The 11,873-nt window shown below is 63.5% G+C and carries 9 protein-coding genes; 4 read left to right on the top strand and 5 right to left on the bottom strand.

Going from position 1 to position 11,873, the window contains the following annotated elements:
- The first annotated feature begins 569 nt into the window (after nucleotides 1-569).
- Nucleotides 570-1,148, top strand: a complete 579-nt coding sequence (locus M0D64_RS15305; protein WP_171926098.1) for a glycine zipper family protein — start codon at nucleotides 570-572, stop codon at nucleotides 1,146-1,148.
- A gap of 327 nt (nucleotides 1,149-1,475) precedes the next feature.
- Nucleotides 1,476-3,173, top strand: coding sequence for a PQQ-binding-like beta-propeller repeat protein (locus M0D64_RS15310; protein ID WP_266258485.1), 1,698 nt, complete (start codon nucleotides 1,476-1,478; stop codon nucleotides 3,171-3,173).
- Between the two features lie 139 nt (nucleotides 3,174-3,312).
- Here M0D64_RS15310 and M0D64_RS15315 read toward each other — a convergent pair whose 3' ends face one another.
- Both M0D64_RS15315 and clpP read right to left on the bottom strand, forming a co-directional pair.
- Nucleotides 3,313-4,740, bottom strand: a complete 1,428-nt coding sequence (locus M0D64_RS15315; RefSeq protein WP_266258311.1) for an NYN domain-containing protein — start codon at nucleotides 4,738-4,740, stop codon at nucleotides 3,313-3,315.
- A gap of 157 nt (nucleotides 4,741-4,897) precedes the next feature.
- The gene (gene clpP, locus M0D64_RS15320) at nucleotides 4,898-5,554 is read right to left on the bottom strand and encodes an ATP-dependent Clp endopeptidase proteolytic subunit ClpP (RefSeq protein WP_154558598.1); all 657 of its coding nucleotides are present in this window, start codon (nucleotides 5,552-5,554) and stop codon (nucleotides 4,898-4,900) included.
- A 194-nt stretch (nucleotides 5,555-5,748) separates the two neighbouring features.
- Here clpP and M0D64_RS15325 point away from each other — a divergent pair, with 194 nt between their 5' ends.
- Nucleotides 5,749-6,723, top strand: a complete 975-nt coding sequence (locus M0D64_RS15325; protein ID WP_266258312.1) for a sigma-70 family RNA polymerase sigma factor — start codon at nucleotides 5,749-5,751, stop codon at nucleotides 6,721-6,723.
- Here the strand turns inward: M0D64_RS15325 and M0D64_RS15330 are convergent.
- The 3 genes from M0D64_RS15330 to M0D64_RS15340 form a co-directional block, all read right to left on the bottom strand.
- A complete protein-coding gene (locus tag M0D64_RS15330; RefSeq protein WP_154558596.1) occupies nucleotides 6,679-7,953 on the bottom strand; it encodes an EAL domain-containing protein in 1,275 nt (424 codons plus the stop codon). The two genes, M0D64_RS15325 and M0D64_RS15330, sit on opposite strands and share 45 nt — an antisense overlap.
- A gap of 272 nt (nucleotides 7,954-8,225) precedes the next feature.
- Nucleotides 8,226-9,611 (bottom strand): multidrug transporter subunit MdtD, encoded by a 1,386-nt coding sequence (gene mdtD, locus M0D64_RS15335; protein ID WP_266258486.1) that lies wholly within the window; start codon nucleotides 9,609-9,611, stop codon nucleotides 8,226-8,228.
- Between the two features lie 189 nt (nucleotides 9,612-9,800).
- The gene (locus M0D64_RS15340) at nucleotides 9,801-11,219 is read right to left on the bottom strand and encodes a PLP-dependent aminotransferase family protein (RefSeq protein ID WP_266258313.1); all 1,419 of its coding nucleotides are present in this window, start codon (nucleotides 11,217-11,219) and stop codon (nucleotides 9,801-9,803) included.
- A 214-nt stretch (nucleotides 11,220-11,433) separates the two neighbouring features.
- Between M0D64_RS15340 and M0D64_RS15345 the strand changes: the two genes are divergently transcribed.
- Nucleotides 11,434-11,739: a DUF2917 domain-containing protein gene (locus tag M0D64_RS15345; protein WP_266237473.1), complete on the top strand. Its 306-nt coding sequence runs from the start codon at nucleotides 11,434-11,436 to the stop codon at nucleotides 11,737-11,739.
- Nucleotides 11,740-11,873 lie beyond the last annotated feature (134 nt).

Below are 11,873 nucleotides of genomic sequence, written 5' to 3' on the forward strand. Positions count from 1 at the left end.
GCGCATGGATCGGAGCTTGCAAAGCACGCCCAGGCTTTAGATGAAGTTGCTGATATCCAACGAAACTGGAGATCTGAGCGGATCGCTGCAATGAAGTCTGGAGACGGTAGTAAAACAGAAAGCCCTCCTTCGTGAGGGCTTTCTGCTTTTTAGTCGCCAATTTTGGCGACGCCATGCGCCTTCAACAGAAGGCCGGCTCGTGCACGGCGGTCGACAGATGAAGTTTGCACGTTTCTACGCCGTCGCATTTGCGCGTCAAATCTTTCGTCATTCATATCCATTGTTACTTAAGGGTTACTGCATATTCCTTGCTGCCGGCAAGCTTCGTCAGCGTTGCGCATCAGACCTTGCGCGCGTTCGATCAAGGCTGTGTCGATGCGGCCCCAGTCGTATCGGAATCCGTCGACATCTGCCGATGCCGATGGCCGCGCCCTCCGCCGGTGGGCGAGACCGTGCCGCGCGGACGCGGGCGAGAATGTAAGCGAAAAAAAATCTGTAACGATCTCGTAACCAAGGACGATACAGATTGGCATAACGTTTGAATTCCAATGTCTTTGAAGCGCACGAACATGATCTCCAGCACCAAGTCGATAAGCCTCGCCCTACCGGCCGCCGTCGTTGCGCTCGCGCTCGGCGGTTGCGCGGTCTTGCCGCCGAGCGGCCCAAGCGTGGTCGCGCTGCCGCGTAGCGGCGAGCCGCTCGGGCAGTTCCAGCAGGACGACTATGCATGCCGCGACTACGCAAACCGCTCGACGGACCCGAACGCGGCTGCCCAGGCGGCGACCACGAACAGCGTGAACAGCGCCGCGCTGGGCACGCTTGGCGGCGCGGCGGTCGGCGCACTGATCGGTGCGGCGGCGGGCAATGCGGGCGCCGGCGCGGCGATCGGCGCGGGCAGCGGGTTGCTGATCGGCGGCGCGAACGGCGCGAATGGCGCGCAGTATTCCGCGGCGGGCCTGCAAGCGCGCTATGACGCCGCCTACGCGCAGTGCATGACCTCGAAAGGCAACACCATCTCGCAGCCGCCGCAACCGGCCTACTATGCGCCGCAGCCGGTCTATTACGCACCTCAGCCGTACTACTATGCGCCGCCGCCGAGGTATGTCGCGCCGCCTCCGGTGATGTACGCGCCTTACCCGTATTACTGAGGTCGATCGGAAACCTCGCTGCGCAGAAACAAATCGTTTGCACCAGTGAGCAGGCAAGCTTGTTGCTGTAAAGCGTTTGTCATGTCTGGCGGAAAGACACGAAACGATGGCGGCAAGCCGCCCGGCAAAGGGCGTAGGTTTCGATGGAGGGCTAGAGACGCCACCTGTCTGGCGGTTCCGCACAGCCCGCAAACTCCACTCCATCCCTGCCGGCATCCGCCGTTTCTGACTCCGCCGTTTGACGCAGCCCGACGCACGGAGTGAGCCGGACATCGTGCCAACGAGGCGACCATGCAGCGACCGCAAACCGGCACGTTCAATCCGAGTATGTGGTCCCGTGTGTGCGAGTGGCTGGCGATTGCATTCGTCGCTGGCTGCTTCCTTTCTTGCGGCGGCGGCTCGGGTGGCTCATCGGGTACGGGCTCGGCAGCCGGCAGCGGCACCACCGGTGGCGGCTCGACGACCGGCAGTGGTGGCACCGGCTCAACCAGTTCGGGTGGCACGTCGATGGGAACGGCGACCTTCGCCACCGACGTGCTGATGCATCACAACGATCTCGCCCGCACGGGCCAGATGCTCGCCGAGACGACGCTGACGCTCGCGAACGTGAATTCAGCGAGCTTCGGCAAAGTGGCGTTTCTCGCCGCGGACGGCAAGGTCGATGCGCAGCCGCTGTTCGTCACGAGTCTGTCGATTGGCGGCACCGCTCACGACGTGGTCTACGTCGCCACCGAACACGATAGCGTGTACGCGTATGACGCCACCACCTTCGCGCAATTGTGGAAGGTCTCGTTGGTCGGCAGCGGCGAGACATCCAGCGACGACCGCGGTTGCCAGGACATCACGCCGGAAATCGGCATTACGTCGACGCCGGTGATCGACCGCAATCGCGGCGCGAATGGCGTGCTGTATGCCGTGGCGATGACCAAAGACGGCAGCGGTGCGTACCATCATCGGCTGCATGCGCTTGATCTGACCACTGGGGCAGAGGTGCTTGGCGGGCCGACGGAGATTGCGGCGAGCTTCCCCGGCAGCGGCGCGGGGAGCGTCAACGGCACCATCACCTTCAATCCGTCGCTGCACGCGGTGCGCGCGGCGCTCACGCTGGTCGGCGGCAACGTCTATATGGGCTGGACCGCGCACTGCATGTCGGGTGCTTACACCGGCTGGTTGATGGCCTATAGCGCCGACACGTTGCAGCGGACCAGCGTGTTCGACGTCGCACCGAACGGCAGCCAGGGATCGATCTGGATGGCCGGCTCAGGCATGGCGTCGGACGGCACCTCGATTTACGTCGTCGACGGCAACGGCACGTTCGGCACCACGCTGAATGCGCAGGGCTTTCCCGTCGACGGCGACTTCGGCAACTCGCTGATGAAGCTGTCCTTAGGAAACCTGCAGGTCACCGATTACTTCGCCATGGATAACGTCGTGGCCGAGGCAAATGCCGACAACGATTTCGGTTCGGGCGGCGTGATGCTGTTGCCGGATCAGACGACCGCGGGCGGCGTCGTCAAACACCTGGCGGTGGCGGCGGGCAAGGACAATCTGATCTATGTGGTCGATCGCGACTCGATGGGTAAGTTCAGTCCCACGGCGAACAATAACTGGCAGGTGTTGACCGGCACGCTCGCGGGCGGCATCTGGGGGTCGCCGGCTTATTACAACGGTGTGGTCTATTACGGCGGCTGGAACGATAACCTGAAGGCGCTGCCGATCTCCGGTGCGTTTCTCGCGACCACCGCATCGTCAAAGAGTCCAACCACGTTTGCCTATCCCGGCGCGACGCCGGCCGTGTCGGCCAATGGCTCGAGCAACGGCATCGTCTGGGTGGCGGAAAACGGCACGACGGGTGCCTTGCATGCGTACGACGCAGGCAACCTTGCGCATGAGTTGTACAACAGCAATCAGGCGGGCGCGCGCGATCAATGGGGCGCGGGCAACAAGTTCATCACGCCGATGATCGCGCGCGGCAAAGTGTTTGTGGGCGCGACGAATGGGGTGGCGGTGTTTGGTTTGCTGTAGGTGTTACGAACGGGAAATGGAAAAGCCCCTGTTCATTGCGAGCAGGGGCTTTTTGTTTGGAGCGGAGTTTGCGCGGCGGCACTCACATTGCTATGGGCGTACCGGAAGAAATCCGTGCACGTGACGCAAAGTGAGACGCTTATTCCACCTCGCTCGTTGCCGCTGTCTTACGCGGACGGCGACTGCGTGGGGCGGTTTTGCGCGCTGCCTTCTTGGCGGCCACGGGCGCTTTTTCTTCGGCGACCGACGCCACCGGTGCTTCAGCAGGCGCCGCGATTTCCGGTACCTCGTCGATCTTTCGCGGTGTTGCCTTCTTCGCTTTCTTCGCGGCTGTCTTGCGCGGTGCGCGTTCCTTGCGGCGCTCAGGTTGGGTGCCGCTCGTTTCCTGTGCTTCTTCGGCTACCGCGACCGGTTCAGCCGCAAAGGCCTCCGGTTCTATCCAGGCGGCTTCCGGCTGTTCGAAAACGGCTTCACTGGCCAATGGCGCGTGCGTGTGCCCCGTGTCAGTTTGAGCCTGTGCATGGCGGCTGTGCTCAACCGCCGCACGCTCTTCCTGCACTGCTTCCTGCTGGCCGCGACCGGGTTTGCGATTGCCGCGGCCTCGGCGGCGCGACTCGTGCTTGCCGCCCGACTCGGCGACCACGGTTTCGGCAACCTGTGCTTCAACAATCTGTTCTGCCGACTCACCCGCTTCGGCCGGCTCGTTCACGTTTTCGGCACCCGCATTTCCAGCCGCGCCCCGATAAACGTACGCGCCCGACTTCTCATCGCGGCCGAATTCGAGCAGCCCGCGCGCATGCGCTTCTTCCAGCAGATTGCCGAATGCGCGAAAGCCGTAGTACGTCTCGTTGAAATCCGGCTTGCGGCGCTTGATCGCGTTCTTCAGTACCGATGCCCAGATCTTCCCGCTGTCGCCACGTTCGGACGCGAGCGCGTCGAACGTCTGCACGGCGATCTCGACCGCTTTGGTGCGGCGTTTTTCGAGGTCTTCCTTGCTGCGTGATTTTTCTTCGTCGGGCGTACGTTTGGCGGTCTGCTGCGCGGTCTGTTGCGGGCGCGACGACTCGCGCTTGGCAACCGTGCGCTGACTCTCGCGCACGAGGTCGTCGTAAAAGAAGAACTCGTCGCAGTTCGCGATCAGCAGATCGGAGGTGGATTGCTGCACGCCGACTCCGATCACCTGCTTGTTGTTCTCGCGCAGCTTCGACACCAGCGGTGAAAAGTCCGAGTCGCCACTGATGATGACGAAAGTATTGACGTGCGATTTTGTGTAGCAGAGGTCGAGCGCGTCGACCACGAGCCGGATGTCGGCGGAATTCTTGCCCGATTGGCGCACGTGCGGAATCTCGATCAACTCGAAATTGGCCTCGTGCATCGCGCCTTTGAAACTCTTGTAGCGGTCCCAGTCGCAATACGCTTTCTTCACGACAATGCTGCCCTTGAGCAGCAGACGTTCGAGCACCAGCTTGATGTCGAACTTGTCGTACTTCGCGTCGCGCACGCCGAGCGCAACGTTTTCGAAGTCGCAGAATAGCGCCATGCTGACGGTTTCGTTGGATGACGCCATGAATATCTCCATTGAAGCGATCGTCGAATTCGACGAATCGCGACCATGATAGCGATTCCAGCGGAGGTGATCAGCTTTTGTGTTTCCGGCGCACCGATAGGGCCGGCAAAAAGCCGCCCGGGGGCGAGGACGTTTCTGGCGGTGCGGCCTTGCCGCGCTACATGTCACGGTGACGAGCCGGATCTCCTGGATTGCTTAGCGCCGCTCGTGTTTCGAGCACCTCGTCGACGAGACCGTACGCCTTCGCGCCTTGGGCAGACATGAAGTTGTCGCGGTCGGTGTCGCGGACGATCTCTTCGATACTGCGCCCGGTGCGCTCGGCCATCATCGCGTTGAGACGTTCGCGTTGGTAGAGCACCTCTTTCGCCTGGATTTCGACGTCGGCAGCGGTGCCCTGGCTGCCGCCCGACGGCTGGTGAATCATGATGCGCGCGTTCGGCAGCGCGTACCGTTTGCCGCGCTGGCCGGCGGTCAGCAAAAACGTGCCCATGCTGGCGGCAAAGCCGGTGCACAAGGTCGACACCTCCGGCTTGATGAACTGCATCGTGTCGTAGATGGCGAGGCCGTCATACACCGAGCCGCCCGGCGAATTGATGTAAAAAGAAATATCCTTGTCGGGATTCTCTGATTCCAGAAACAGCAATTGAGCGACGATCAGACTGGCCGACTGTTCGTTCACCGGACCGACCAGAAAAACGATGCGCTCGCGCAGCAGGCGCGAATAGATGTCGTAGGCGCGCTCGCCGCGGCCGGACTGTTCGATCACGGTGGGCACGAGGCCGAGGCCGGTGACGGACGGATAGCTGGAATGCATGTTTGCCTCGTTTCAGGTGGCGCGTTGCCGGTAGCGGTGGCCGATTCGAACAACCGCGCACCCTTTGCGCGGGTTGTTGTCCTTATGACGAGAAGAAGGGCAGCGACGTGACAGGAATATTTTTTCGTTGGGCTGTCACATCGGCGGGAGCCCGAGCGTCAAGGTAAAAAGGATGCAGATCTGGAGGTCAACGCATGACGGAACAAGGAATCGACAAGGCATCCAGCTTCGAGGCCGTGCGTGCCCGCCTGCTCGCGCTGGCGTACCGCATGCTCGGCAGCCGCGCCGAAGCGGAAGACGTGGTGCAGGACGTCTGGCTCAAGTGGCATCTCGCCGATACGCAAGAGGTGCAGACACCGGCCGCCTGGCTCACCACGATCACCACGCGCGCGGCTATCGACCGGCTGCGTCACGTGCAGCGCGAACGCGCGTCACAGACCGCCGGCTGGCTGCCGGAGCCCCGGCTCGACGAGGTGGCACCATCGGCGGAGGAACTGGCCTTGCGCGCGGCGGAGATGTCGTATGGCGTGATGCTTCTGCTCGAGCGTCTGAAGCCGGATGAGCGGGCGGCCTTCGTGCTGCACGAAGCTTTCGATTGCGACTACGCGGAGATTGCGAAAATCCTCGACCGTACGCCGGCCAGTTGCCGGCAGATCGTCCATCGGGCCAAGGGGCGTTTGCAGCGTGCGGGCGCGCCGCTGGAGCGGCCGGATCCCGCCGCGCATGCGCGGATCGTGGAACGCTTGCGCACGGCGCTGGAGGCGCAGGATCGGGCGGGCTTGTTACGGCTCTTTAGCGATGCGCCGGAAGTCGTCAGCGACGCGCCGGTGTGCACGCAGGAACTGGCGCCAGTGGCCTGGATGGAGACGGTGACAGCGCTCGCGCATCAGGCGAGCCATGCCGAGGTGGTGTCGGTCGAAGGCGCAATGTGTATTGCGTTGCTGTTCGAAGGCGAGGTTGTCGGGGTAATCGACGTGTCCACGCAAAGTCTGGCAGACGGGTCGACGAAGATCGTCGCGTTGCGCGCCGTCACCAGCGCGGCGCGTTTGCAGGCAGCCAACCGCTTGCTGGGCCGCGCGGCCGTCATGAAGCTGCTCGCGCGGATCCAGCGGCACGCCCTTACCTCAATTACGATGCGCGGCGACTTCCCAATTAATGTCGACGCATAGCACCTGGGTGCCGTGCGGCGTATGCGCGGCGATCGAGGCCGTCACGCACAGGTGCGCTTCGTTGATCGACAGGTAGGGCGGTGTGAGGTGCACCTGCCCGGGCACGCGCATGGCCTGAATGAAGTACGGCCGGCGTTCCCAGCTCGCGCCTTGCGAATGCAGCAACGGCCGGAAGCGCTTGGCGCGTTGCGAAGCGCGCCCCGGCGGTAGCACGTTGTCGCCGATCTGCCGGCCCGAGCCGTCGAGCACGAAACAGCGTGCCGTCTCGCCGAGCGTGAGCAGCGTCGCGGTCGCCTGGGCCACCGATTCCCCGGCCACGAGTTGGGCAGCCGCCGTTTCCAGCGCCGTGACATAGGGTGCGAGCCGTGCGGACTGTGCGCGTTCGCGCGCGGCAACCCGTTCGCGTAGCGCCGCGGAGAGCGAGTCCATCAGGCCGGCCGCCGCTTGCGGTTTCACCGGCTCGACGCTCGGGCCCGCGAAGTACGCGCCCTGCACGAAGTCGACGTTGCATTCGAGTGCGATCAGCGCATCGCGCTCGGTGCTCAGGCCGCCCATCAGCACCAGTTGGCCGGATTCGTGCAGCAGCGAAACGAGGCCCGGCAGCACGCGTTCGATATGCGAGTGTTCGCTCGCTTGCGCGAGAATGCAGCGGTCGAGCGTGACGATGTCCGGACGCAGATTCCACACGCGGTCGATGTTCGAATGCTTGGCGCCAAAGCCGTCCAGCGCGATCAGGAAGCCGGACTTGCGCAACGCGTCGATGATGTCGGCGAAGCGCGTGGTTTCACCGCCGGCCTGTTCGGATACTTCCAGCACCACCCGTTGCGGCGGCAGGCCCAGCGCCTTGAGGCCGGCGAGCAGTGCGTCGCCGTAACTGGTGTCCATCAGCGCCGCCGGGTGCAGGCTGAGGAAAAGCCATTCGTCGTGGCTGTCGAATGCGTTGAAGTTGCCCAGATGCAGTGATTCGGCGAGCCGCCCGAGTTCCAGCAGGTCGCCGCGCCGCGCCGCCTGTGTGAAAACCTCGTGCGACGGCACCTGCAGCGCATGTTCGTCGTGTGCGCGCAGCGAAGCGTGATAGCCGATCGCACGCCGGTGCGACACCGAAAAAACCGGCTGGAACACGCTGAAAACCGTGTAGCCGCCGTACAGAACGGTGCGCCGGGAGCCTTCGTCGCCGGCCATCGGGCGCGGCGGCTGGAAGCCGGGAGGATCGAGTTCGATCATGCTCATCATGTCAGTCGTGTGGAAGTGGCGGCGCGCTTCTCATGCTCGACACGAGTGGGCACGCGCAAAATGTGAGTTTACAGGATACGCGAGCAAGAACTATGCGCGTGCGGAAACACTCTGTGCGCGCCCGCTTACCGCTGTCAGTACGGCGATTGTGCGCAAGCGCGTGCGCGCAGGCGATGATTCGCACTTCGGTGGTGCGATCCGCGCCCCGTTGCGGGTCGGCGACGGGGCGCGGCGGGTAGGGGCAACGCCACCGCAACCTGGCGCAAAACTCAGGTCCGCTCCGAAGGATCGGTCTTTTTCGAAGGTGTACGGATGTCCGGCGACAGTTGCGCGAAGATCCACGACGAGCCGGCGGTGATGATGCCGACACACAGGAACGTCGCATGGAACGCGGGCAGGGAGTTGGCGGCCGTCACGCGCGGCAGGAGGCCGGTGAAGGTCGCAAGCAACGCGCCGGCGACCGTCACGCCGAGGCTCATCGACAGCATCTGCACCAGCGAAAACAGGCTGTTGCCGCTGCTCGCACCGCCGGTGCCGAGATCCTTGAGCGTGAGCGTGTTCATCCCGGTGAACTGCATCGAGTTGACCGCGCCGAAGAACGCCAGTTGCACGAGCCGCAGCCATAGCGGCTGGCCGGCGCTGGTGAGCGCGAAGCTCGCCATGGTTAGGCCAACCAGCACCGTGTTGACGATCAGCACGCGCCGGTAGCTGTATTTGACGATCAGCGTCGTGACAAGGCGCTTGGCCGCCATGCCCGCAGCCGCCACCGGCAGCATCATCATGCCGGCTTCGAAGGCGCTATAGCCGAGACTCACCTGCAGGAGCAGAGGAATCAGATACGGCATCGCGCCGCTGCCGATCCGCGCGAACAGATTGCCGAGCAGGCCGACGCTGAAGGTGTGGATCTTGAACAGATCGAGCGGGAAGATCGGCGCGGGTTCGCGTACGGCGTGCAAACCGTAGGCGACGAAGCAGGCGAGGCTGAGGATCAGCAGCACCAACACGGTGGCGTGCTGGATGCCAAACTCCGTGCGGCCGTCGAGCGCGAATGAAATCGCCACCATGCCGAAAATCAGCAGCAGATAGCCCTTCAGATCGAACTTGCCGGTGTGCTCGTTGCGGCTATCCGGCATGAAGATGAATGTGGCGATGCAACCCACGATCCCCACCGGTACATTGATCAGAAAGATCCAGTGCCACGAAGCGATTTTTACGAGCCAGCCGCCGAGCGTCGGGCCGATCAGCGGTCCGATCAGTCCGGGAATCGCCACGAACGACAAGGCCGGCAAATAGCGTTCCGCCGGAAAGGTACGCAGCACCGCGAGCCGCCCAACGGGCAACAGCATCGCCCCGCCCACGCCTTGCACGATGCGATAGATCACCAGTTGATTCAGGGTATGCGCGTTGGCGCACAGCAGTGAGCCGACCGTGAACACGAGGATCGCGCTGAAGAACACACGCCGCGTACCGAGTTTGTCGGCGAGCCAGCCGGACACCGGGATCATCACCGCCATCGTCAGCGAGTACGCGATCACCACCGATTGCATGCGCAACGGCAACTCGCCGAGGCTCGTCGCCATCGCGGGGAGCGCGGTGTTGACGATCGTGGAGTCGAGCGTCTGCATGAAGAAGCCGGTGGCGACGAGCCACAGCATCACGGTGAGCGAGCGGGCCGAGGGGCCCGAAGTGGCGGCGGGGGCGGCGGGGACGGAGGCGGGCAGGATCGGCGGCGTGGACATGGAGGGCGGCTAGGCGCGCAGGGACGGGCTGGGACTCGCTATTCTAGGGAAAAGCGTGGCCCGGCGCAGCGGCTATGCGTTCAGTGCGAAGGCAAGATGACGAAGTCAGTCCGAGGGAGGCAACGCCACAGCAGCACGGAAAAATGCCTGCGCACGCGGGTCATTGCCGAACGCGGCGTGAATCCTGGTCCACGGGCTCACTTCCATGTTCGGCCGGAAATAGCTGCCGGGCGCCACTGTCACGCCGAGCGGTGCGCCGCATGCCACCAGCCGTTCGGCGTTGTCGACGTGCGGCACACGCGCCCACACGAACTTGCCGCCGACAGGCTTTTCGAACAGATCCCAGCCGGCGTCTTCGAGTGTCTGAATGGTCGAGCCGAGCGCGTCGCGCATGCGGCGGCGCAGTCGTTCCAGATACTTGCGGTACGCGCCGCGCTCCAGCAATGACACGGCGACCGCCTCGGCAAAGCGCGAACCGCCGATGCTCGTCAGCATCTTGATGTCGACCAGATCCTTGATGATCGCGTGGCTCGCCACCACGCAGCCGATCCGCAACGACGACGACAGCGTCTTCGACAAACCGCCCACGTAAATCACATGTTCGAGCTGGTCGAGCGTCGCGAGACGGTCGGTGACGTCGGCCTGGAAGTCGGCGTAGATGTCGTCTTCGATGATCGTGAAACCGTGTTCGCGCGCCAGTTGCAGCAGCCGGAACGCCACCGGCGGCGCGACCGTGGTGCCGGTCGGGTTGTGGAACACCGTGTTGATGAACATCAGCTTCGGCCGATGCACTTGCAACTGTGCCTGCAGCACATCGAGATCGGGGCCGCTGCGGGTGCGCGGAATGCCGATCAGCTTCACGCCGTGCAGTTTCAGCAGACCGTACAGGTTGTAGTAGCCGGGGTCCTCGACGAACATCGTGTCGCCGGCTTTGAGCATGTAACGCATCAGCAGATCGAGCGCCTGGCTCGCGCCATTGGTGATCAGAATCTGCGAGGCATCCGCCTGAATCCCCAGTTGACCAATCCGGCCTTGCAGATGTTCACGCAAGGTCAGATTGCCGAGCGGGGTCGCGTAATCGACCATGCTCGCGATGTCGGTGCGCGACACATGGCGGATCGCCTGCGCGAGGCTCTCCGTGTCGCGCCACGCATCGGGAATGAAGCCGCTGCCGAGCTTGAGCGTCTCGGTTTGGTAGTTGAACTGCTGGAGGATGTGCCCCGATTCGTCCTCGGCGAGGCGCGGGTCCGAGGTGCCCTGGCAATGCGGGCTTGGCGGCTGGCGGTCGGCGACATAGAAGCCCGAGCCATGACGCGAGTCGACATAGCCGAGCGACACCAGCCGGTCGTAAGCCTCGATCACGGGAAATCGGCTCACGCCGTAGTCGGCGGCGAACTGACGGATCGACGGCAGCTTTGAGCCGGGGTGAGCGGTGCGCGAGCGAATCCAGGCGGTGATGCCTGTGACGATCTGTTCGGTGAGCGGTACGCCGCTCTCCCGATCGAGTTGGATTTCGAGTTTCATGCGGTGCTTTTCCTTCGCCGGGCAGCCAGGGCGCCGGAGCGCCGAACCGTCGGTGCGGCGCGCACAGCACGCGCTGATGAAGCGCGGTTGCCGCCAACTGTCCGTTTTTTCGACTGAACAGTTCCGATGAAAGTGTTCGGAACTGTGCATGGGTATTCGATGATCGCACGTCAATAATCAGTACAACAGGAAGTTTCTTTGAAGGAGAAAAGCGATGCGTGAAGTCCGAATTTTCGAAATGGAACATGACGAGCCCGCGGCGGCCTGGCGTGTCGCGCGTCCGTCAGTCTTCAAGGTGATCTCGGGCGAGATCTGGCTGACTGTCGAAGGCGAAAACGGCGATCACTGGCTGGCAACGGGGCAATCGATCGAGTTGCCGCGCGGTGCGCTGGCGTGGGTCAGCGCGGGGCGGGCCGGTGCGCGTTTCGCGCTGGCTAGCGGGTCAGAGCGCACTGTAACGCGGCCGCTGAGCGGTTCGCCGATGTTGAACTGGCTGCCGCGCTGGTTAGGTGTGGCGTGATGGGCAACTGTGGTGGCCATGGCCGCTAAGATGGCAGCGGCTCGTGTCGCTGGCGTGCGTGGTGCCGGATGCATTTGCTTGTGCCCGGCGCAGGCAATACGTGCCGCATTTGCTTTGCTGCCGGCGTGCGCCAC

Source organism: Paraburkholderia sp. WS6 (genome assembly GCF_030464835.1).
Taxonomy (GTDB): domain Bacteria; phylum Pseudomonadota; class Gammaproteobacteria; order Burkholderiales; family Burkholderiaceae; genus Paraburkholderia; species Paraburkholderia madseniana.